The following is a 21,299-nucleotide window of genomic DNA, read 5'->3' as shown; positions in this document are numbered from 1 at the left end:
CGTTGTCTCCTTAGTGTTTACGCGCGACACGTTCGAGCAATGCCGTCAGCTCATCGAGCTTAGCAGAGAGTGTCTCCACGTCATGTTTAGACGGAATGCCGATCCGATTCAAGGCACTTCCAACACGACTATCAAAAGCGCTTTCAACTTTATCCAGTTGCACTTCGACTCGACCTTTGACACCGAAGACTTCGCTCTTGACTTGATCAATCTGACTGTTGGCTGCATCAAGTTGTTCAATCACAACTTTTTTGCCTTTAGTTTCAACATGTTGACCAGTCTTAACCAGCTCTTTGAAGTACTCGGCGCCCTCGCTTCCGACCTTGGCGTAAGCCCCCAAACCGGCCAGCCAGATCTTGCGGGCATAGGATTTAACGTCAGTCAGGGCGTTAGTTCCGGTAGCAATTTTTTTCTTCAAAATAACTTTGGCCATGGTGCACCTCACGCATAAAGGGGGGAGGAACTGCCCACAGAAGTTGGGGGCTTGGGCACAAAGTAGGCAGAAAAATTAGAATCGGCACCCTAAGAAGGTCGCAAATCAGGCCAGGGCTTTATCCAGTGCCTTCTCGATTTCGGACTTGATGGTGCCACTCATGGCCGACATCAACAGACCCAGCTCGACTTCAATCCGCAGGGAATCTTCCGCCACTTTCACGGTGCCTTTAACGCCCGAACGTTTGAGGTTCAGTGTGTCGCCGGCCCACGAAGACTCCAGGCCATATTGCTCCTTGAGTTTGCTCGCCAACTTGTCGGCTTTTTCTCGGGCAGCGTCTTTGCCCAGTGTGTGGGCACGTTCAACCTGTATACGGGCCATTTGAATGACTCCTCGTTATAGAGACTTGTCGACCCGCCATGCGGCAAAAGGTCTCGGTGACCACCTATCTTACCTTCAGCCTTGCCAAGACAAAGCATGCCTTGGGGATTAGAATGCCCCCATTCTCTTTTGGTGACAGCGATATGACTGATCAGCGCAAAGGCAGCGATGCCGAACCCACCACTCACTTCGGCTTCAAGAACGTCCCGGAAAGCCAGAAAGCGGAAAAAGTCGCCGAGGTGTTTCACTCGGTCGCCGCCAAGTACGACTTGATGAACGACGTGCTCTCCGGCGGCATGCACCGCCTGTGGAAGCGCTTCACCATTGAGTTGTCGGGTGTACGCACCGGCAACCGTGTGCTGGATATCGCAGGCGGCACGGGCGACCTGGCCGCCAAGTTCTCCAAGCTGGTGGGCCCCACCGGGCAGGTGGTACTGGCCGACATCAACGGCTCGATGCTCAAGGTCGGTCGTGATCGCCTGCTGGACAAAGGTGTGGCGGGCAATATCGAGTTCGTCCAGGCCGACGCTGAAAAGCTGCCGTTCCCGGACAACCACTTCGACTGCGTGACCATCGCCTTCGGCCTGCGTAACGTGACCCACAAGGAAGACGCACTGCGCTCGATGCTGCGCGTACTCAAGCCCGGCGGTCGCCTGCTGGTGCTGGAGTTCTCCAAGCCGACCAACGCACTGATGTCCAAGGTCTACGACACCTACTCGTTCGCCTTCATGCCGTTGATGGGCAAGCTGATCACCAATGACGCCGAAAGCTACCGCTACCTGGCCGAATCGATCCGCATGCACCCGAACCAGGAAACCCTGAAGTCGATGATGGTAGAGGCCGGTTTCGACCGCGTGACCTACCACAACATGACCTCGGGCATCGTCGCCCTGCACCGCGGCATCAAGCCCTGATGCTGTTCGCAGGCCTTCTCGCCAGCGTCGAACACGGCCTCAACCGTGTACTGCGCCTGGACAGCACCGCCCTGGCACGGCTGGCGCACCTGAACGGCAGGATCATCGCCGTCGACTGCACCAGCCCCGCCTTGCAGCTGTTTATCCTGCCCAGCGATGAAGGCCTGTTGCTGGCGTCCCACTGGGCCGCCGACGCCGACTGCACCCTGCGTGCTTCCGGCTCAAGCCTGCTGCGCCTGGCCCTGAGCCGGGACAAGACGGCGATCCTCCACGGCCCGGACGTGGAACTTGAAGGCGACAGCGCGGTGCTGATGGACCTGGCCGCCGTGCTGCAAGACCTGGAACTGGACTGGGAATACGAGCTGTCACGTTGGCTCGGCCCGGTGGCCACCCAACTGATCAGCGGTCATCTGCGCAGCCGCACGCGCTGGTACCAGCAGGGTTTCGCCAGCCTGAACCAGAACCTCGCCGAATACCTGAGCGAAGAATCGCGCACCCTGGTCGGACAACGGGAAGCGGAAGCGCGCTTTCGCGAACTCGACCAGGCCAAACTCGACCTGGAACGACTTGAGGCGCGCTTCGAGCGCCTGAGCCGCTCCCTTGATTCAAGCGATAACGCATGAAGCTGCTCGCCGTCCGCCGTTTGTTTCGTATCCAGCGCGTCGTAATCCGCTACCGCCTCGATGACCTGCTGTTCGCCCTGCCGCTGCCGTGGTTTCTGCTGGCGGTGCGCTATGTGCTGCCGTGGCGCTGGTTCCCGCGCAAGACCCTCGAGCTGAGCCGTGGCGCGCGCCTGCGCCTGGCGTTGCAGGACCTGGGGCCGATCTTCATCAAGTTCGGGCAGATCCTCTCCACCCGCCGCGACCTGTTGCCCGAAGACATCGCCGACGAACTGATGCTGTTGCAGGACCGCGTGCCGCCGTTCGACTCGCAACTGGCAGTCACGCTGATTGAAGAGCAACTGGGCAAGAAGATCAGCGAAGTCTTCAGCCGCTTCGACATCGCGCCATTGGCCTCGGCCTCGGTGGCCCAGGTGCATGCCGCGCAACTGAAAAGCGGCGAAGAAGTGGTGGTGAAGGTGATCCGCCCGGGCCTCAAGCCGATCATCGGCCAGGACCTGGCGTGGCTGTTCATCCTTGCCCGCGCCGCCGAGCGCTTTTCTGCCGATGCACGCCTGCTGCACCCGGTAGACGTGGTGCTGGACTACGAAAAAACCATCTACGACGAACTCGACCTGCTGCGCGAAGCGGCCAACGCCAGCCAGCTCAAGCGAAACTTCGAAGGCTCGCAGCTGCTGTACGTGCCGCAAGTCTATTGGGACTGGTGCCGCCCGAAAGTGCTGGTCATGGAGCGCATCTACGGCGTGCAGGTCACCGACCTCGCGACCCTGGCCGACCAGCGCACCGACATGAAGATGCTTGCCGAGCGCGGCGTGGAGATTTTTTTCACCCAGGTGTTCCGCGACAGCTTCTTCCACGCCGACATGCACCCCGGCAACATTTTCGTCAGCACCGTGAACCCGTGGAGCCCGCAGTACATTGCGATCGACTGCGGCATCGTCGGCAGCCTGACCCCGGAAGACCAGGATTACCTGGCGCGCAACCTGTTCGCTTTCTTCAAGCGTGACTACCGCCGCGTGGCGCAGTTGCACATCGATTCGGGCTGGGTGCCGGCCGAAACCAAGCTCAACGAATTCGAAGCGGCGATCCGCACTGTGTGCGAGCCGATCTTTGAAAAACCGTTAAAGGATATTTCCTTCGGTCAAGTGCTGATGCGTCTGTTCCAGACGGCGCGGCGCTTCAATATGGAAGTGCAGCCGCAGTTGGTACTGTTGCAAAAGACCCTGCTGAACATCGAAGGCCTGGGCCGTCAGCTGTACCCGGACCTCGACCTGTGGAACACCGCCCAGCCGTTCCTCGAGCGCTGGATGCGGGACCGTATCAGCCCGAAAACCCTGCTGGGCAACCTGCAAAGCCAGGTCGAGCAACTGCCGCACCTGGCCAACATGACCCGCGACCTGCTGGAGCGCATGTCCCAGCCCCACGCCAAGGACCCCGCACCGCCGTGGCACAAGCGCAAGGACGACTGGTTCCTGCGCCTGCTGGGCGCCGCGCACCTGGTGGGCGGTACGATACTGGCCGCCGGCGGGCCGCTGAATGAACTGGGCCACTGGCCGGCCGGCATCATGGTCGCGGTGGGCGTGTATCTGATCGTGCGTCGATAGCCAATCCGGTTATACACTGTCGCAAATTGCCGGAGCCGAAAATGAAAGACTGGCTGGACGAGATCAAGTGGGACAGTGACGGCCTGGTGCCGGCCATTGCCCAGGACTACAAGACCGGGCGCGTGCTGATGATGGCCTGGATGAACCGCGAGGCCCTGAGCCTGACCGCCGCCGAGAACCGCGCCATCTACTGGTCACGTTCCCGTGGCAAACTGTGGCGCAAGGGCGAAGAGTCCGGGCACGTGCAAACCCTGCATGAGATGCGCATCGACTGCGATGCCGATGTGGTGATCCTCAAGGTCGAGCAGATCGGCGATATCGCCTGTCACACCGGCCGTCACAGCTGCTTCTACCGCGTGTTCCAGGACGGCGAGTGGAAGACCGTCGAGCCCGTGCTCAAAGACCCGCACGCTATCTATTCGGCAGGACACTGAACATGAGCGATACCCTCAACCGTGTGGCCCAGGTGCTGGAAGACCGCAAAGGCGCGGACGCCGACAGCTCCTACGTCGCCAGCCTGTACCACAAGGGTCTGAACAAGATCCTGGAAAAACTCGGCGAAGAATCCGTCGAGACGATTATTGCGGCCAAGGACGCGCAAATCAGCGGCGACTGCAGCGACGTGATCTACGAAACTGCCGACTTGTGGTTCCACAGTCTGGTCATGCTCGCCCAACTGGGGCAGCATCCACAGGCAGTGCTTGATGAACTGGACCGTCGCTTCGGCTTGTCCGGGCATGCCGAAAAGGCCTCGCGCCCGTCCGTCTGACCAACTTTTACAGAGGAATTGCAGCATGGGCATTTTTGACTGGAAACACTGGATCGTCATTCTTGTGGTCGTTGTGCTGGTGTTCGGCACCAAGAAACTGAAAAACCTCGGCACCGACGTCGGTGAATCGATCAAGGGCTTTCGCAAGGCCATGAACGACGACGAAAAGCCTGCCGACCCGGCCGTCAATCCGGTGCCACCGGCGCAGCCTGTACATCCGCAGGCCACTCAGCCGATCACTGAACGTCGCACCTTCGACGTGCAGGCCGAGCACGTCAAAGAGCAGAACCAAAAAGACTCGTGAGTACTGAATAATGTTTGGTATCAGCTTCTCTGAACTGCTGCTCGTCGGCCTCGTGGCCCTGCTGGTACTGGGGCCGGAACGCCTGCCCGGTGCCGCGCGCACGGCCGGCCTGTGGATCGGGCGCCTGAAACGCAGTTTCAACGCCATCAAACAGGAAGTTGAACGGGAAATCGGCGCCGACGAGATTCGCCGGCAACTGCACAACGAACACATTCTGTCGTTGGAGCAGGAGGCACGGAAGATTCTCTCGCCGGTGCAGGAAACGCCCAAGCCGGTCGAGCCTGTGGCCGAGCATTCGATTGCTCCGCCCGCCGCACCCGCGCCTGCACCGGTCGCTGAACCCGTGCACGCCGTCGAGCCTGCGCCCACTGCGCCCGTGACCCCGACCGAACCCGCGCCGACACCTGCCGTGTCGCCCGCGCCCCACGACCCTACATTGCCGCCGCGAGCCCCATGAGCGCTGATAAACCGGAAACCGACCAGCACATGCCACTGGTCTCGCACCTCACCGAGTTGCGCACCCGCCTGCTGCGCTGTGTCGCGGCGATCTTCATCATCTTTGCCGGGCTGTTTGCCTTCACCCAGCAGATCTACACCTTCGTCTCAACGCCGCTGCGCGACTACTTGCCGGCTGGCGCGACGATGATCGCCACCGACGTGTCGTCACCGTTCCTCACGCCGTTGAAGCTGACGATGATGGTTTCGCTGTTCCTGGCGATCCCGGTGATCCTGCATCAGATCTGGGGCTTTATCGCGCCGGGCCTGTACAAGCATGAAAAACGCATCGCCGTGCCGCTGCTGGTGTCGAGCATCCTGCTGTTCTACACCGGGATGGCTTTTGCCTACTTCCTGGTGTTCCCGCTGATCTTCAAGTTCTTCGCCGCCGCTACGCCGGCCGGTGTGGAAATGATGACCGACATCACCAGCTACCTCGACTTCGTGATGACGCTGTTCTTCGCCTTCGGCGTGGCGTTCGAAATCCCGGTGGCCGTGGTGCTGCTGGTATGGATCGGCGTGGTCGACGTCAAATACCTGAAGAAAATCCGCCCGTACGTGATCATCGGCTGCTTCGTGGTCGGCATGATCCTGACCCCGCCGGACATCTTCTCCCAGACCCTGCTGGCCGTACCCATGTGGATGCTGTTCGAGATTGGCATCCTGTTTGGCAGCCTGGTGAGCAAGCGTGGCGATCACCCCGATGACCAACCCGCCGACGACGACCAGCCGCCAGCGACCCAGCCGTGAACCTGCTGCTGCTTGAGGAGGCCGACTTTATCGCGGCCGACCGGGTGGTGCTGCGTGATCGGCGCCTGGTGCATATGCAGGAAGTCCACCGTGCCGCCGTAGGCGACAGCCTGCGGGTCGGACGGATTGGCGGCTTGATGGGCAACGCGCAGTTGCTGCGCCTGGAAGCCCGGGAAGCCGAGTTGGAAGTGACCTTCGACCAGCCGCCGCCGGCCAAACTGCCCCTGACCCTGCTGCTGGCCCTGCCCCGCCCGAAAATGCTCCGCCGGGTGCTGCAAACCGTGGCGTCCATGGGCGTGCCGCGGGTGGTGCTGGTGAACAGCTATCGCGTGGAAAAGAGCTTCTGGCAGACGCCGTTCCTGGAGCCGGAAGCGATTCGCGAGCAATTGATCCTCGGCCTGGAACAGGCCCGGGACACGGTGCTGCCCGAGATCGTGATCGAAAAGCGCTTCAAGCCATTCGTCGAAGACCGCCTGCCCGCCATGGCGCAAGGCACCCTCGGCCTGATTGGTCACCCTGGCGACTATCCGCCCTGCCCTCGCGGGCTGGATGAGCCGGTCACCCTGGCGATCGGGCCGGAAGGCGGCTGGATTCCCTACGAGGTGGACCTGCTGGCCAAGGCCGGATTGCAGCCGGTGCAACTCGGCGCGCGCATCCTGAGAGTCGAAACCGCCGTCACCGCGCTGCTCTCAAGACTCTTCTAAACCCCAAAGTGGCGAGGGAGCCTGCTGTGGCGAGGGAGCTTGCTCCCGCTGGAGTGCGCAGCGCTCCCATTTTTTTGGGGCCGCTACGCAGCCCAGCGGGAGCAAGCTCCCTCGCCACAGCAAGCTCCCTCGCCACAAATACATTCGTCCTACAGAAAGATCCCAGCCAGCCGATACGCTCTGAATAAGTCCAAGCCTTGTTCCAGGGGAGTTCGCAGCATGTATCGTTGGTTAGCCGAGAAACTGGGGAATGTCAGCGTCAACCGCAAGCTGAGCATAGGCTTCGGCCTGGTATTGGTCTTGACCCTATTGATCACCTTCACCGGCTGGACCGGCCTCAGCGGCGTGATCAGCCGTGGCGACAAGCTGGGCTACATCTCCAGCCTCAACGGGCTGACCAAGGACCTGCGCCTGGCGCGACTGGACTTCGAAATGCGCCGTGGCGAACAAGGCACCAGCGCGGTCAACGACCTGATCACCCAGCTGGACAGTGGCCTGAAAACCGCCGCAGACCTGATCGAGCAACCCGACGACAAGCTCGTGGTAGAGCAGCAACAGGATGCCTTGGGCCAATACAAAAAAGCCTTCGGCGCCATGGTGCAGGCCGGCCTCAAGCGTGAAGGCGCCCGCAGCAAACTGGGCGATACCGCCGACAACGCCGTGGCAAAAATCAACGAAGTGGAAAAATCCCTGCTGCAAGGCGACAGCGTCACCCTGTTCAACAGCGTGGTCGACCTGAGCAAACTGATCCAGCAAGCGCGCTTCCAGGTGCGCGGCTACACCTACAGCGGCAAGGTCGAAGCCGAACAACCGGCCCTGGATGCCATCGACAACGCCCTGAAGAAAATCACCGACCTCAACGACCCGTTGCCCGAGCAATACCGGGCCAACCTGCAAGAGGCCAGCGTCTCGCTGCAGGCCTACCGCGCCGCCGTGAGCCAGTACCGCGACTCCCAGGTGGCCAGTGCCGCCGCGATGAAAATCATGGGCGAGCAGGGCGATATCCTGCTCGACCGCAGTAACAAACTCACCACTTCGCAAACCGTGGTGCGTGATACCGATGCCGCCCACGCCAAGAACCTGCTGTTACTGGCCACCGCCCTCGCGCTGGCGTTTGGTGTACTCGCCGCCTGGGCCATTACCCGGCAGATCGTGATTCCACTGAACCAGACCCTCAAAGTCGCCGAACGCGTGGCGTCCGGCGACCTGAGCCACAACCTGATCTCCCGGCGCCAGGATGAACTGGGGCAGCTGCAACGGTCGATGCAAAGCATGACCGTGGGCCTGCGGGAACTGATTGGCGGTATCAGCGACGGCGTCACCCAGATCGCCAGTGCCGCCGAGCAGCTATCGGCCGTTACCGAGCAGACCAGCGCCGGGGTCAACAGCCAGAAGGTCGAGACCGACCAGGTGGCCACCGCCATGAACGAAATGGCCGCCACCGTGCAGGAAGTCGCCCGTAACGCTGAAGAAGCCTCGGAAGCCGCCGTAGCCGCCGACCAACAGGCCCGTGAAGGCGACAAGGTGGTCGGTGAGGCCATCGCCCAGATTGAGCGCCTGGCCAGCGAGGTGGGCAACTCCACCGAAGCCATGGGCCATCTCAAGCGTGAGAGCGACAAGATCGGCAGTGTGCTGGACGTCATCAAGTCGGTGGCCCAGCAAACCAACCTGCTGGCCCTTAACGCAGCGATTGAAGCGGCGCGCGCCGGTGAGGCCGGACGCGGTTTTGCGGTGGTTGCCGATGAAGTGCGCAGCCTTGCCCAGCGGACGCAGAAGTCCACCGAGGAGATCGAAGAGTTGATCGTCGGCCTGCAAAGCGGCACCCAGCAGGTGGCAACCATCATGGACAACAGTCGCGGCCTGACCGACAGCAGCGTCGAGCTGACCCGGCGGGCCGGCAATGCCCTGGAGAACATCACCCGTACCGTCTCGGCGATCCAGGCGATGAACCAGCAGATCGCCACCGCCGCCGAGCAGCAAAGCGCCGTGGCCGAAGAGATCAACCGCAGCGTGCTCAACGTGCGGGACGTTTCCGAACAAACCTCGGCGGCCAGCGAAGAAACTGCGGCTTCCAGTGCCGAACTGGCGCGCCTGGGGGTTTACCTGCAAAGCCTGGTAGGTCGCTTCAGGGTCTGACCCGCTTGCGGCGTCCATCAGGGCCGCCGCGCCGACAATATGTGAAATTTCCTACGCGTTTTTCAGGTCGTGGATCACACACCTGGCGCCGAATAAAAGTAGCGTTTCAACTCCCCTGACCATTGTTGGCCGGACGCTTGAGACGCTCCTTTTGATTCGTTGGAGGTTCACCATGTTTCGTCCACTGACCCGCCTGCTCGGAAACATCAGCATCAGCCTCAAACTTGCCCTGGGCTTTGGCCTGGTGCTCAGCCTCAGCCTGATCATCGCCTCTACCGGCTGGCAAGCCTTGAGCGCATCCCTCGAGCGCTCCCAAAAACTCACGCTGCTCTCGCAATTGGCAGTCGTCGGCGAAGAGTTGCGCGCTGATCGCATCGTCTATCGCACCCTGAACGACCCAGCCAGCCTGTCCAAAATAGAGCTGCACATGGACAAGATCGACCAGTTTCTGGTGGATCTTTCCCCACGATTTACCGACCCGGTCAACCAACAACAACTGCAGGAAAGCCGACGCTTCGTCACCAGTTTCAAGACCGCCTTAAGCGGCCTGGAGGGGCTGATCAAGCAACGTGAAAACGCCCGTGAACAGCTCAAGCGCAGCTCAGTCCAGAGCAGTGACAGCCTCTCTGAACTGTCGAGCAACCTGCCCAATCAAGACGATGAAAACGCCCTCGATGCCGTGGAACAATTGCGCCAGGCCCTGGAACAAGCCGAAGACCGCGCCCAGAGCCCCGCCTGGGCCGCTGCGTCATTGGACGCCTACGCCAAGGGCGTGGGTGATGCGCTACTGGCCCTGGATGGCGCCCAGGCGGCGGTAGGCGCGCTGCCGGTTGACGCCAGCGCCCTGAAAAAAGTCCTGCTCGATTTTCGGACTCACCTGACACGCCTCAAGGACGCCCAACTCAGCGCCGAAACCACCCAGAACCAGCTTGAACAGTGGCTGGATCAATTGCTCACGGAAAGCGACCTGCTGAGCCAGGACCAGACCGCCAAGCGTGACAACGAAGCCAGCCTCGCCCGCACCCTGCTGCTCAACGTTACTGCAGCGGCGCTGTTGCTCGGTGTCGTGGCCGCCTGGTTGATCGCCGTCCAGATCGTCGCACCACTGCGCCAGGCCCTGTCCGTGGCCAACCGGATTGCCGAAGGTGACCTGAGCCACGACATCCAGGCCTCGCGCCAGGATGAACTGGGGCAGTTGCAGCGCAGCATCGGGCAAATGACCCTCAACCTGCGGGGCTTGATCAGCGGCATCGGCGACAGCGCCCAGCAGATCGCCAGCGCCGCCGAGCAACTCTCGGCGGTCACCGAGCAAACCCGCGACGGGGTCGACGGCCAGAAGCAGGAAACCGAACAGGTGGCCACCGCCATGAACGAGATGCTCGCCACCTCCCAGGAAGTTGCGCGCCATGCCGAGCAAGCGTCGCTGGCTGCTGCCGAGGCCGACCGGCAGGCGGGCCAGGGCGATCAGGTGGTGGCTGAGGCCATTACCCACATCGAGCACCTGGCTCAGGAGATGGCGCGTTCAAGCCAGGCCATGCAAGGCCTGCAACAGGAAAGCCGGAAGATCGGCAGCGTGCTGGAAGTGATCAAATCGGTGTCGGAGCAGACCAACTTGCTGGCCCTCAACGCCGCCATCGAAGCGGCCCGCGCCGGCGAGGCTGGCAGAGGCTTTGCCGTGGTCGCCGATGAAGTGCGCAGCCTGGCACAACGCACCCAGCAGTCGGCCGAGGAAATCGAGGAGTTGATCAGCGGCCTGCACCGGGGCACGCAGCAGGTGGCCGACATCATGGACAACAGTCGCAGCCTCACCGACAACAGCGTGCAACTGACCCGTCGCGCAGGAGAGGCGCTGGCTGGCATCACCCGTACCGTGTCGGTGATCCAGGAGATGAACCCGCAGATTGCCGCTGCCGCAGAGGAACAGACGGCGGTCGCCGAGGAGATCAACCGCAGCGTGTTGAAGGTCAAGGATGTATCGGAACAGACCTGGGCCGCGAGTCAGGACACTGCGGCGGCCAGTGTCGAACTAGCGCGCCTGGGGGCGGATTTGCAGGTGTGGGTGGGCAAGTTCAAGGTCTGAAAAAACCCAACCTGTGGCGAGGGAGCTTGCTCCCGCTGGAGTGCGCAGCGCTCCTATCTTTTTTGGGAGCCGCTACGCAGCCCAGCGGGAGCAAGCTCCCTCGCCACAAGAAGCATTCCCACGCATTTATAGAACCTGGCGCAGGAAGGCTTGGGCGCGAGGGTCCTTCGGCGCATCGAAGAATTGCGCCGGGGCGGCGTCCTCCAACAGTTTGCCGTGATCGAAGAACAGCACGCGATCAGCCACTTCCCGGGCAAAGCCCATTTCATGGGTGACGCAGACCATGGTCATGCCTTCCAGGGCCAGGGTCTTCATCACGTCCAGCACTTCGCCGACCATTTCCGGGTCCAGGGCCGAGGTGGGCTCGTCAAACAGCATCACCTTGGGCTCCATCGCCAGCGCGCGGGCAATCGCGACGCGCTGCTGCTGGCCACCGGAAAGCCGCGACGGGAACTCGTGGGCTTTCTGGGCAATGCCGACTTTCTCCAGGAGCGCCAGGGCCTTGGCCTCGCGCTCTTTCTTGCCGCGCTTGCGCACGACTTTTTGCGCCAGGCAGAGGTTTTCCAGCACGGTCATGTGGGGGAACAGGTTGAAGTGCTGGAACACCATGCCGACTTCACGGCGGTAGGCGTTCACGTCGGTTTTCGGGTCTGCCAGTTGCAGGCCGTCGATGCTTACCGAGCCGGAATCGAATTCCTCCAGGCCGTTAAGGCAGCGCAGGAACGTCGACTTGCCGGAACCGGACGGGCCGATCACCACCAGCACTTCACCCCTGGCCACCTGCGTGGTCACGTTATCCACCGCGCGCACGACGTGGCCACGGGTGTCGAAGACTTTTACCAGATCGCGGACTTCAATCACTTTGCGCGAGCCTCCGCTCAAGCCGGCTGGCGATTTTCGACAGCGGCAGGTTGATCAGCAGGTACAGGCCTGCGACGCAGAACAGGATTTCGAACGGCGAGAACGAGGTGGTGATGACCTCGCGGCCGCTTTTGAGCAGCTCGGTAATCGCGATCACCGACACCAGGGACGTGTCCTTCACCAGGCTGATAAATTGCCCGGCCAGGGGCGGCAGCACGCGCTTGAAGGCTTGCGGCAACACCACGTGGCGCATCGACTGGCCAGCACTGAGCCCCAGGGAACGTGCCGCCTCATTCTGCCCACGGGCAATCGACTGCACGCCGGCGCGGATGATTTCCGCCACATACGCGCCGGTAAACAGTGACAGCGCGGCGATCCCGGCGAATTCCCGGGACAGGTTGAGCACCGTGCCGATAAAGAAATAGAAAATGAAGATCTGCACCAACAACGGCGTACCGCGTACCAGTTCGACGTAGATCGTCGACAGATCGCGTAAAGTCGGGTTGTTCGACAGGCGACACAATCCGGTCGCCAGGCCGATCAACAGTCCCAGCACCCCGGACACCACCGATAGCCACAACGTAGTCCACAAGCCCCACAGCAGAGGGCCCGCAGCCCAATGCCGGGTGACGCCGACCACATCGCCCTCGGCCACGTCATCGCCCTTGGCCACTTGCAGGCTGTTCTCGGCCACGGTCAGGTGCTGTTCGTTGCCCTCGTCATTACGCAGGGTGACGTCAGCCACATCGCCCTTGCGTACCAACTCGCTGACGGTGGAAATGTCCGACGCACGCTGGGATTCTTCGGCCTGGTAGACGAAGTACTGCGGCACGCGGTTCCAGCGCCATTCGTAGGACATCAGCGAGGTGGCGTAATACAGCGCGCCGGCCAGGCCGACCAGCACCAGCACCGTCAGCAGGTGCCAGGGCCATTGGGCTTTTTTCTGTTTCATTACGGGTTCCGGGATATGTCGAGATCGTTCCCACGCTCTGCGTGGGAATGCCTCACTGGACGCTCAGCGTCCGCTTTGTGACGCAGAGCGTCACGGGCTGCATTCCCACGCGAAGCGTGGGAACGATCAATGCAGGTCAGCTTTTATTCCATGTCCTTGAGCCACTCGGAACTCTTGAACCACTTGTCATGGATGCGATCGTAGGTGCCGTCGTTTCGGATCTGGTGCAGGAAGTTGTTGATGAAGTTGATGCTGTCGTAGTCGCCCTTCTTCAGGCCGAACGCCAGGGGTTCAAAGGTGAACGGCTGATCAAGGAACACCAGTTTGCCGGCGCCGACCTTGTTCACGGCCACCACGTTGTACGGGGCGTCATAGACGAAGGCGTCAGCCTTGCCGTTGACCACGTCCAGAACAGCTTCCTGCTCGTTGTCATAGCCGTGGTACTTGGCTTTGGAGATCAGCTTCTTGGCCACCATCTCGCCGGTGGTGCCGAGCTTGGAGGTCAGGCGGTATTTCTCGTCATTCAGGTCTTTGTAGGACTTGATGGTGCCCTCCAGCTCCTTGCGGATCAGCAGGGTCTGGCCGACCACGATGAACGGTTCGCTGAAGTTCAGGCGCAGGTTGCGTTCCTGGGTCAGGGTCATGCCGCTGCCGATCATGTCGAACTTGTCGGTCAACAGGGCCGGGATGATGCCGTCGTAACCGGTGGAAATCGGCTCGAACTTCACGCCCATCGACTTGGCCATGGCCTTGAGGATGTCGACTTCAAAGCCGATGATTTCACCGCGTTTGTTGGTCATCTGGAACGGCATGTAGGTCGGGTCCATGCCGACCTTCAGCGTACCGCGCTTGACCGCATCATCGATGGCGCCGGCATGTGCCGCGTTGACCGCCACCAGTGCGGTGACACCCAGCAGCAGCATCGAAAGATACTTTTTCATCATCAAGTCCCCTGAACTCATTTTCTTGTGAGGTCGGCGCGCAAAAGGGCTGCACCATTTCGGGGTGCGATCCTAACTCACTCACCGCCGGGTACAAAGGTTTCGCCGGGATTTGTTGCCAAGGTATGACAGAAAAGCCCCATAACCGTGCAGAGAAAGGCATGGCTAGACACCTCGACCCACGGCCCAGCCAATTGCTTGATGTGTAAGCAGTTATGACTACCAGTCCACTTCCGCCATCCAGCCCGAGTCCTTGAACCACTTGTCATGCAGCCGATCGTAGGTGCCGTCCTGGGCCACCTGGTTGAGGAAATGATTGATCCAGTTGAGGCTGTCGTAATCGCCCTTTTTCAAGCCGAACGCCAGGGGCTCGTAGGTGAAGGGTTGCTCCAGCGCCAACAGCGCACTGTTCTGGGGCTTGGTAATGGCGATCAGGTTATACGGCGCATCATGGATAAACGCATCGGCCTTGCCCTCCACCACCTGGCGCACGCCTTCTTCAGGTGTTGGAAAACTGCGCAGCCGTGCAGTGCCGAGAAACCTTTTCGCCGCCGCCTCGCCTGTGGTGCCTTCGGCGGCCACGATCCGGTAACCGGCCTCGTTCAAGTCCTCGATGCTCTGGACCTTGTCGGCCAACCGAGGGTTCAGCAGCACGGTCTGGCCGACGATGATGAACGAGTCGCTGAAATTGAGGGTCAGGTTGCGCTCCTGCGTGACAGTCATGCCGCTGCCGATCAGGTCGAACCGGCTGGCCAGCAGGCCGGGAATCAGGTCGATATACGGTACCGAAACCAGCTCCAGCTTGACCCCCAGCGCCTTGCTCATCTCCCGAAGCAGGTCAATTTCAAACCCGACGATCCGGCCTTTCTTGTCGGTCATCTCAAAGGGCACGTAGGCCGGATTGGTGCCGACTTTCAACACCCCCCGCCGAACGGCCTCATCTATGGCTCCGGCATGCGCCAGGTAACCGTGGGAAAATGTGACGATGCCGAGCAGCAGCATCGACAAATACCTTTTGATCATGAAAAAAGCCCCTGTTCCATTAAACACTCCCACACCCGGCCACGCGCAAGTTCGCGTAAGCCGCAGGCTTCGAGTCAGATTTGGGGGGCGATGCTAACCCACTCGCAGGCACGGCAATATGCCTCGGAGAAGGGTCTTTTGTTTCGAAATAACAAGGAGTTAGCGCGATGCAGCAGAAGGGAAAAACAACGTAGGACGGTTATCGCAAACGCCCCCGAGGTGGCACCTCGGGGGCGTCGGAATCAGGCCGGTTGAGCCTGGGACGACAGCGGCTTCAATGGCAGCAATGGCGCATGCGGATCGGCCTTGACCGATTCACGCCAGGCGCTCAGCCACTCGGCGTGGCCTTCGCTCCAGACCTGCTCGTGCAAGCGTGCCAGGGCGACCGGGTCGCTGAGCAAGGCCAGGCGTTCACCGTTGTTGAGGCCGGCCGGGCCGACTTTCAACGCGTGGCGAACCCGGTCAACACGCAGCCACTCAATCGGCTCCGCCTGCCCGTGACGGGAAGTTGCCAAGGCGCACGCCAGGGCGTTCTGCTGCGGATCGACCACCGCCCGCACAAAACCGTCATTGAGCGCATGCCAACGGTTTTCGTGGGTGTACTTGTCGGTCGACAACAGCGCCTGGGGCGGATTGTATTCCTCGGGGATCAGGAACAGGCTCTCGTCGCGAGACTTGAGGCCCAGTTTGACCCGGCTGGAAATCACCGACACCGGAATCGACAGCATCAGCGAACCGACGATCGGCACCAGCCACCACAGGAAGCTTGGGTTCAACCACACCACCAGCAGCGCCCAGAAGAAGCCGAGCAGGGTCTGCGGACCGTGGCGCTTGACTGCCTCGCTCCATGGTGTGGAGTCGTCGTCACGCTGTGGCGAGTTCCAGGTCGCCGCCCAGCCGAGGAACGCGGCCAGTACGAAACGGGTGTGGAAAATCATCCGCACCGGCGCCAGCAACATGGAGAACAGCATCTCCAGCAGCATCGACAGGGTCACCTTGAACTTGCCGCCGAACTCTTTCGCGCCCTTGGCCCAGATCAGGATGATGCTCAGCAATTTAGGCAGGAACAGCAGCACGATGGTGGTGGAGAACAGCGCCACCGCCTTGTCCGGATGCCATTGTGGCCACAACGGATACAACTGGCGCGGCGCCATGAAGTACTGCGGCTCCATCAGTGTGTTGACCGCCAGCAAGGCCGTGGACAGCACCAGGAAGAAGAACCACAACGGCGCCGACAGGTACGACATCACGCCGGTGAGGAACACCGCACGGTGCACCGGGTGCATGCCTTTTACCAAAAACAGGCGGAAGTTCATCAGGTTGCCGTGGCACCAGCGACGGTCACGCTTGAGTTCGTCCAGCAGGTTCGGCGGCAGCTCTTCGTAGCTGCCCGGCAAGTCGTAGGCAATCCACACGCCCCAGCCGGCACGGCGCATCAGCGCCGCTTCAACGAAGTCGTGGGAAAGAATCGCACCGGCAAACGCACCTTTACCCGGCAACGGCGCCAGGGCGCAGTGCTCGATAAACGGCTTCATGCGGATGATCGCGTTGTGACCCCAGTAGTGGGATTCACCCAGCTGCCAGAAGTGCAGGCCGGCGGTAAACAGCGGGCCGTACACCCGGGTGGCGAACTGCTGCATGCGCGCATACAGGGTATCCATGCCCGACGCACGTGGCGCGGTCTGGATAATCCCGGCATCCGGCGTGGCTTCCATCAGGCGCACCAGGCTGGTCAGGCATTCGCCGCTCATCACGCTGTCGGCGTCGAGCACCACCATGTACTTGTAGTCACCGCCCCAGCGACGGCAGAAGTCGTCGAGGTTGCCGCTCTTGCGTTTGACGCGACGGCGACGGCGGCGATAGAAGATCTTGCCGAAGCCACCGGCTTCGCGGCACACGTCGAGCCAGGCTTGCTGCTCGGCGATGCAGATGTCGGCCTCGTTGCTGTCGCTGAGGACGAAGAAGTCGAAACGGTCCAGGTCACCGGTGGCAGCCACCGATTCGAACGTCGCGCGCAGGCCGGCAAATACCCGGGGCACGTCTTCGTTGCAGATCGGCATGACCAGGGCGGTGCGGGCGTCTTTCGGAATCGGCTCGTCACCGGCACTTTTACCGGAGATACGGTATTTATCGTGACCGGTCAGCAGTTCCAGGAAGCCCATCAGCGCGGTCCAGAAACCGGCAGAGACCCAGCAGAACAGAATCCCGAACAGCACCAGGATGCTGGTTTGCAGGGCGTAAGGCAGAACCTGGGTAGCGGTTTGCAGCAAGGTCTGGTTGCGGATCTCGTCAAAGTCGACGAAGGACCAGCCCTGGTACGGCATGATGCCTTTCATGTACCAGCCGGCAACGATCGTCTGGCCGAGCATCAGCACCAGCAGGATATAGCGACGAATTGAACCGACGGTGCGCCAGCGGGCAGCCGGCAGCACGCGCTCATCCTTCGGCGGTGCCGGTGGATTGGTGCGGCCGGTCAGGCGGCGCCAGCCACGCACCAGGATATTGGTGCGCCACGGCTCAGGCACGACCTTGGTCCGACGGATCGGCGGCGTGGCCTTGAGGCAAACCCGGCCGCTGGCGTCGAGCACCAGCATTTCGGCGTCTTGCAGCTCTTCGGCAGTGTTGAGGGTCAGCCGGGCGCCTACCGATGCCTGGGCAGCGTCGGCAGGTGCGTCGAACGTGGACGATGACAGGCGCTTGTGCAATTCACTGAAGGACTCGCAGCCCGCCAGTTCGGCGCGCTGCTCATCGGTCATCGGTAGATGCGCCAGGTACTCGGCAAGCGTCTCTGGCTGGACTTGAGAATTACTCATCGGCAGGCAACTGATAGCTCCAGGTTTCGGTCAGGACTTGCTCTGTCTTGGCCTGATCCTGGGTAGGGAGTGGTGTGGCTGGGGCAGCCGCTTCCGGCTGCTTGGCGTCCTTGTCCTTGGCGTCTTTCTTGGCCGCTTTCTCGTGCTGTTTAGCCAGTACTTTGTCGGCTTTCAACACTTGGGTCGAAACCTTCTCCGGTTCCGGCTGCACGATGTCCTGAACCAGAGCAGCGCGCATTTCAGTCGGTTTGCCTGCGTCCTTGATCTTCATGCGCAGGGTCAAGCGCCAGCCTTGGGTGTGCGGGTTGTAGCGCACGCTGTTTTCAACGATTTCGGCGTTGTCGCCCACGCTGACCTGGCTGCGAACCGGTGCGTCAGCTGGCAGTTTCTTCAGGGACGGGCCCTCGAAGTCCACCAGGTAAGCCACGCTGCCGTCTGGCTGACGGATCAGGTTGGATTGCTTGACGTCGCCGGTGGAACGCAGGGTCTGCTTGACCCAGGCGCTTTCTGGCGAATGGAACTCGGCGTCTTGCAATGTCCAGTGCAGGCGGTAGGCAACGTCCAGCGGCTTGCCTGGCTCCGGCAGTGTTTCCGGGCTCCAGAACGCAACGATGTTGTCGTTGGTTTCATCGGCGGTCGGAATCTCTACCAGGTCGACGGAGCCCTTGCCCCAATCGCCTTCAGGCTCGATCCAGGCGCTTGGGCGCTTGTCGTAGTTGTCGTCGAGGTCTTCGTAGTGGCTGAAGTTGCGGCCGCGTTGCAGCAGGCCGAAACCACGCGGGTTTTCCACGGTGAAGTTGCTGACCGACAGGTGTTTGGGGTTGTTCAGTGGGCGCCAGATCCACTCGCCGTTGCCGGCATGGATCGACAGGCCGCTGGAATCGTGCAGCTCGCGACGGTAGTTGAGGACCTTGGACGGCTGGTTGGCGCCGAACAGAAACATGCTGGTCAGCGGGGCGATGCCCAGCTTGGTGACCTTGTCACGCAGGTACATCTGGGATTTGACGTCGACGATGGTGTCGGTACCCGGGCGCAGGATCAGGCGATAAGCGCCGGTGGCCCGCGGCGAATCCAGCAGGGCGTAGATCACCAGCTGTTTCTCACCCGGTTTTGGACGCTCGATCCAGAACTCGGTGAAACGCGGGAATTCTTCGCCGGACGGCAACGCAGTGTCGATCGCCATGCCGCGGGCAGACAGGCCGTAAACCTGGTCCTTGCCCACGACGCGGAAATAGCTGGCGCCGAGCATGGTCATGATTTCGTCTTGCTTGTCGCCCTTGTTGATCGGGTACAGCACACGGAAACCGGCATAACCCAGCTGTTCGGTGGATTTGGGATCAAACTTGACGTCGCCGAAATCGAAGCGGGACGGGTCGTACTTGATTTCCTGAACGCTGTCGGCGGTGACTTCGTTGATTTTCACCGGTGTATCGAAATGCATACCCTGGTGGTAGAAGGACAGCTTGAACGGGGTGTTCTGATCGGCCCACTCGGCTTTTTCGTTGCGGAAACGAATTTTCTGGTAATCAGCGAATTTCATTTCGCGGAATTCGTTCGGCAAATTGCTGCGCGGAGCTTCGTATTTCTGCCCGGCCAGCTCTTTTGCCTTGGCCGACACATCATCCAGACTGAATGCCCACAGTTGACCCGCGCCGAACAGGCAAAACAGGGCAGAGCCCGTCACCAGTACGTTTCGTAACCGTTTGGCAGACAATTTTGGTGCATTACAGGGACTAACAATCACGAGCAACCCTCGCCGAAAACAGATCAAAAAACCAACGGCCAGCTATCTATATGCCAGGTTGGCGAGCATTGTTCCGACTCCCATGGGGCTAAATGATTCCCCAATGGCTATCGGACAAGTCTCTACCTAAGTCAAAAATGGACCAATTAACGCTGATCCCCGTAGCGCGCGATTATCTAGTAGCCCGCGTGACAACGCATCAGGGTCAGCGAAGTATTTGTAGCGAAAACCCGGTTTTTTGGGCATCACAAGTCGTTTTCAGTACATTCACGTCTGTAACAGGAAGGTGACCGGCCCATCATTGACCAAATGCACCTGCATATCAGCGCCAAAACGCCCTGCCGCTACCGTGCCATGCAATTGTTGCGCTTGTAACAGCAGATAGTCGAAAAGCGCCTCGCCCAACGCCGGCGGTGCCGCCGTAGAGAAGCTCGGCCTCAGCCCACTCTTGGTGTCTGCCGCCAGGGTGAACTGCGACACCAGCAGCAAACCGCCGCCAATGTCTTTCAAGGACAGGTTCATCTTGCCCTCGTCGTCGCTGAACACCCGATAGTTAAGCAGCTTATGCAGCAGCTTGTCGGCGCTGGCTTGCGTGTCCGAAGGCTCGACAGCCACCAGCACCAGCAAACCCTGGTCTATCGCCCCGACCACCTGCCCTTCTACCTCGACCCGGGCGCCGCGCACCCGTTGCAAAAGCCCCTTCATGCTTCTTCAGGCGGCAAATCAAGCAGGCGCCGTGCCATTTCACTCGCCGCACGCACCAGCGCATCGGTGATTCCGGGTTCGGAAGCCGCATGGCCGGCCTCGCGGATGATCTGCAGCTCACTGTTGGGCCAGGCCTGATGCAGCTCCCAGGCATTGTCCAGCGGGCAGATCATATCGTAGCGGCCATGCACGATTACGCCAGGCAGGTGGGCGATCTTGTGCATGTCGCGGATCAACTGGTCAGGTTCAAGGAACGAGTTATTGGTGAAGTAATGGCATTCGATACGGGCAATCGACAGGGCGCGCTGGGGTTCGGAGAAACGCTCGATCAATTGCGGGTTCGGGCACAGGCCCAACATGCGCCCTTCCCACGTGGACCAGGCCTTGGCGGCGTGCATCTGGGCGATCTGGTCGTTGCCGGTCAGGCGCTTGTGGTAGGCGCTGAGCAGGTCGTGCCGCTCCTCCGCCGGGATAGGCGCCAGGTAGTCCTGCCAGTAATCGGGGAACAGGCGGCTGGCGCCAGCCTGGTAGAACCACTGAATGTCCTGGGGGCGGGCCAGGAAAATGCCCCGCACGATCAGGCCGTGCACACGCTCCGGGTGGGTTTGCGCGTAGGCCAGGGCCAGGGTCGAGCCCCAGGAACCGCCGAACAGCACCCATTTTTCGATGCCCAGGTGTTCGCGAATCCGCTCAAGGTCGGCCACCAGGTCCCAGGTGGTGTTGTTTTCCAGGCTGGCCCGTGGGGTGGAGCGCCCGCAGCCACGCTGATCAAAAGTAACAATTCGGTACAGATTAGGATCGAAATAGCAGCGGCTATTGGCATCACACCCGGCGCCGGGGCCGCCATGGATGAACACAACGGGCAAGCCTTCCGGGGAACCGCTTTCGTCGACGTACAGGACGTGGGTTTCATCGACGGCCAGATCGTGCCGGGCGTAGGGTTTGATCTGCGGGTACAAAGTCTGCATTGCGCGCTCCGTAAGGGGTCGAGTTCATCCCTGGGGGGACGTCTATTATTTTGCCGTCTGGCATCATAAACCCGAATTGTGCAATGAGCATGTCCTCGTGGA

The 21,299-nt window shown here is 61.0% G+C and carries 20 protein-coding genes and 2 pseudogenes; 12 read left to right on the top strand and 10 right to left on the bottom strand.

Features of this window, described 5'->3' with window-relative positions:
- Positions 1-10: 10 nt before the first annotated feature.
- Both HX811_RS22825 and HX811_RS22820 read right to left on the bottom strand, forming a co-directional pair.
- On the bottom strand, positions 11-433 hold the full coding sequence (locus tag HX811_RS22825; protein ID WP_134325603.1) for a phasin family protein: 423 nt from the start codon (positions 431-433) through the stop codon (positions 11-13).
- 105 nt (positions 434-538) lie between these two features.
- On the bottom strand, positions 539-814 hold the full coding sequence (locus HX811_RS22820; RefSeq protein ID WP_008439272.1) for a polyhydroxyalkanoic acid system family protein: 276 nt from the start codon (positions 812-814) through the stop codon (positions 539-541).
- 143 nt (positions 815-957) lie between these two features.
- On the opposite strand from HX811_RS22820, the gene ubiE reads away from it, so the two are divergent.
- The 12 genes and pseudogenes from ubiE (at position 958) to HX811_RS22765 (ending at position 11,190) form a co-directional block, all read left to right on the top strand.
- A complete protein-coding gene (ubiE, locus tag HX811_RS22815) occupies positions 958-1,728 on the top strand; it encodes a bifunctional demethylmenaquinone methyltransferase/2-methoxy-6-polyprenyl-1,4-benzoquinol methylase UbiE (protein WP_003209306.1) in 771 nt (256 codons plus the stop codon).
- Positions 1,728-2,351 (top strand): SCP2 domain-containing protein, encoded by a 624-nt coding sequence (locus tag HX811_RS22810; protein ID WP_003209304.1) that lies wholly within the window; start codon positions 1,728-1,730, stop codon positions 2,349-2,351. The genes ubiE and HX811_RS22810 overlap by 1 nt, the downstream gene beginning before the upstream one ends.
- Positions 2,348-3,952: a ubiquinone biosynthesis regulatory protein kinase UbiB gene (ubiB, locus tag HX811_RS22805; RefSeq protein WP_003209302.1), complete on the top strand. Its 1,605-nt coding sequence runs from the start codon at positions 2,348-2,350 to the stop codon at positions 3,950-3,952. The genes HX811_RS22810 and ubiB overlap by 4 nt, the downstream gene beginning before the upstream one ends.
- Positions 3,953-3,993: 41 nt before the next feature.
- Positions 3,994-4,386, top strand: coding sequence for a phosphoribosyl-AMP cyclohydrolase (hisI, locus tag HX811_RS22800; RefSeq protein WP_177047523.1), 393 nt, complete (start codon positions 3,994-3,996; stop codon positions 4,384-4,386).
- Between the two features lie 2 nt (positions 4,387-4,388).
- Complete coding sequence (locus tag HX811_RS22795; protein WP_008439273.1) at positions 4,389-4,721, top strand: phosphoribosyl-ATP diphosphatase; 333 nt, start codon at positions 4,389-4,391, stop codon at positions 4,719-4,721.
- Positions 4,722-4,746: 25 nt separating this feature from the next.
- A complete protein-coding gene (locus tag HX811_RS22790; RefSeq protein WP_003209298.1) occupies positions 4,747-5,025 on the top strand; it encodes a twin-arginine translocase TatA/TatE family subunit in 279 nt (92 codons plus the stop codon).
- A 10-nt stretch (positions 5,026-5,035) separates the two neighbouring features.
- A complete protein-coding gene (gene tatB, locus HX811_RS22785) occupies positions 5,036-5,482 on the top strand; it encodes a Sec-independent protein translocase protein TatB (RefSeq protein ID WP_003209296.1) in 447 nt (148 codons plus the stop codon).
- Positions 5,479-6,270 (top strand): twin-arginine translocase subunit TatC, encoded by a 792-nt coding sequence (gene tatC / locus HX811_RS22780; protein ID WP_026078063.1) that lies wholly within the window; start codon positions 5,479-5,481, stop codon positions 6,268-6,270. The genes tatB and tatC overlap by 4 nt, the downstream gene beginning before the upstream one ends.
- Positions 6,267-6,974, top strand: a complete 708-nt coding sequence (locus HX811_RS22775) for a 16S rRNA (uracil(1498)-N(3))-methyltransferase (RefSeq protein ID WP_177047520.1) — start codon at positions 6,267-6,269, stop codon at positions 6,972-6,974. The genes tatC and HX811_RS22775 overlap by 4 nt, the downstream gene beginning before the upstream one ends.
- A 219-nt stretch (positions 6,975-7,193) precedes the next feature.
- Positions 7,194-8,252, top strand: a pseudogene (locus HX811_RS32300) (methyl-accepting chemotaxis protein); the annotation flags it as partial.
- A complete protein-coding gene (locus HX811_RS32295) occupies positions 8,238-9,110 on the top strand; it encodes a methyl-accepting chemotaxis protein (RefSeq protein WP_371132456.1) in 873 nt (290 codons plus the stop codon). The pseudogene HX811_RS32300 and the gene HX811_RS32295, both read left to right, overlap by 15 nt.
- A 172-nt stretch (positions 9,111-9,282) precedes the next feature.
- Positions 9,283-11,190, top strand: a complete 1,908-nt coding sequence (locus HX811_RS22765) for a methyl-accepting chemotaxis protein (protein WP_177047516.1) — start codon at positions 9,283-9,285, stop codon at positions 11,188-11,190.
- Positions 11,191-11,316: 126 nt separating this feature from the next.
- Here HX811_RS22765 and HX811_RS22760 read toward each other — a convergent pair whose 3' ends face one another.
- From HX811_RS22760 to pip, 8 genes and pseudogenes are all read right to left on the bottom strand, one after another.
- The gene (locus HX811_RS22760) at positions 11,317-12,051 is read right to left on the bottom strand and encodes an amino acid ABC transporter ATP-binding protein (protein WP_087692909.1); all 735 of its coding nucleotides are present in this window, start codon (positions 12,049-12,051) and stop codon (positions 11,317-11,319) included.
- Positions 12,044-13,003 carry an amino acid ABC transporter permease gene (locus HX811_RS22755; protein WP_003209286.1) on the bottom strand — a complete coding sequence of 320 codons (960 nt, stop codon included), beginning with the start codon at positions 13,001-13,003 and terminating at the stop codon, positions 12,044-12,046. The genes HX811_RS22760 and HX811_RS22755 overlap by 8 nt, the downstream gene beginning before the upstream one ends.
- A gap of 143 nt (positions 13,004-13,146) precedes the next feature.
- Positions 13,147-13,944 carry a transporter substrate-binding domain-containing protein gene (locus HX811_RS22750; RefSeq protein WP_003209284.1) on the bottom strand — a complete coding sequence of 266 codons (798 nt, stop codon included), beginning with the start codon at positions 13,942-13,944 and terminating at the stop codon, positions 13,147-13,149.
- A 219-nt stretch (positions 13,945-14,163) separates the two neighbouring features.
- A complete protein-coding gene (locus HX811_RS22745; RefSeq protein ID WP_043226395.1) occupies positions 14,164-14,967 on the bottom strand; it encodes a transporter substrate-binding domain-containing protein in 804 nt (267 codons plus the stop codon).
- 237 nt (positions 14,968-15,204) lie between these two features.
- Positions 15,205-17,780, bottom strand: a pseudogene (mdoH, locus tag HX811_RS22740) (glucans biosynthesis glucosyltransferase MdoH); the annotation flags it as partial.
- Positions 17,773-19,524 (bottom strand): glucan biosynthesis protein G, encoded by a 1,752-nt coding sequence (locus HX811_RS22735; protein ID WP_008439280.1) that lies wholly within the window; start codon positions 19,522-19,524, stop codon positions 17,773-17,775. The gene HX811_RS22735 and the pseudogene mdoH, both read right to left, overlap by 8 nt.
- Before the next feature lie 267 nt (positions 19,525-19,791).
- On the bottom strand, positions 19,792-20,229 hold the full coding sequence (dtd, locus tag HX811_RS22730; protein ID WP_087692908.1) for a D-aminoacyl-tRNA deacylase: 438 nt from the start codon (positions 20,227-20,229) through the stop codon (positions 19,792-19,794).
- The gene (gene pip / locus HX811_RS22725) at positions 20,226-21,197 is read right to left on the bottom strand and encodes a prolyl aminopeptidase (protein WP_008439282.1); all 972 of its coding nucleotides are present in this window, start codon (positions 21,195-21,197) and stop codon (positions 20,226-20,228) included. The genes dtd and pip overlap by 4 nt, the downstream gene beginning before the upstream one ends.
- Positions 21,198-21,299: the final 102 nt, after the last annotated feature.

The sequence above is a fragment of the Pseudomonas sp. F8002 genome (genome assembly GCF_013385495.1).
Classification (GTDB): Bacteria; Pseudomonadota; Gammaproteobacteria; order Pseudomonadales; family Pseudomonadaceae; genus Aquipseudomonas.
The sequence above is the reverse complement of the archived record's forward strand: the minus strand, read 5'-3'. Positions and strand labels throughout refer to the sequence as shown.

Coding starts and splice junctions, on each gene's coding strand:
- HX811_RS22825 (WP_134325603.1), bottom strand. CDS start 433: ATGGCCAAAGTTATTTTGAAGAAAAAAATTGCTACCGGAACTAACGCC.
- HX811_RS22820 (WP_008439272.1), bottom strand. CDS start 814: ATGGCCCGTATACAGGTTGAACGTGCCCACACACTGGGCAAAGACGCT.
- ubiE (WP_003209306.1), top strand. CDS start 958: ATGACTGATCAGCGCAAAGGCAGCGATGCCGAACCCACCACTCACTTC.
- HX811_RS22810 (WP_003209304.1), top strand. CDS start 1,728: ATGCTGTTCGCAGGCCTTCTCGCCAGCGTCGAACACGGCCTCAACCGT.
- ubiB (WP_003209302.1), top strand. CDS start 2,348: ATGAAGCTGCTCGCCGTCCGCCGTTTGTTTCGTATCCAGCGCGTCGTA.
- hisI (WP_177047523.1), top strand. CDS start 3,994: ATGAAAGACTGGCTGGACGAGATCAAGTGGGACAGTGACGGCCTGGTG.
- HX811_RS22795 (WP_008439273.1), top strand. CDS start 4,389: ATGAGCGATACCCTCAACCGTGTGGCCCAGGTGCTGGAAGACCGCAAA.
- HX811_RS22790 (WP_003209298.1), top strand. CDS start 4,747: ATGGGCATTTTTGACTGGAAACACTGGATCGTCATTCTTGTGGTCGTT.
- tatB (WP_003209296.1), top strand. CDS start 5,036: ATGTTTGGTATCAGCTTCTCTGAACTGCTGCTCGTCGGCCTCGTGGCC.
- tatC (WP_026078063.1), top strand. CDS start 5,479: ATGAGCGCTGATAAACCGGAAACCGACCAGCACATGCCACTGGTCTCG.
- HX811_RS32295 (WP_371132456.1), top strand. CDS start 8,238: ATGCAAAGCATGACCGTGGGCCTGCGGGAACTGATTGGCGGTATCAGC.
- HX811_RS22765 (WP_177047516.1), top strand. CDS start 9,283: ATGTTTCGTCCACTGACCCGCCTGCTCGGAAACATCAGCATCAGCCTC.
- HX811_RS22755 (WP_003209286.1), bottom strand. CDS start 13,003: ATGAAACAGAAAAAAGCCCAATGGCCCTGGCACCTGCTGACGGTGCTG.
- HX811_RS22750 (WP_003209284.1), bottom strand. CDS start 13,944: ATGAAAAAGTATCTTTCGATGCTGCTGCTGGGTGTCACCGCACTGGTG.
- HX811_RS22745 (WP_043226395.1), bottom strand. CDS start 14,967: ATGATCAAAAGGTATTTGTCGATGCTGCTGCTCGGCATCGTCACATTT.
- dtd (WP_087692908.1), bottom strand. CDS start 20,229: ATGAAGGGGCTTTTGCAACGGGTGCGCGGCGCCCGGGTCGAGGTAGAA.
- pip (WP_008439282.1), bottom strand. CDS start 21,197: ATGCAGACTTTGTACCCGCAGATCAAACCCTACGCCCGGCACGATCTG.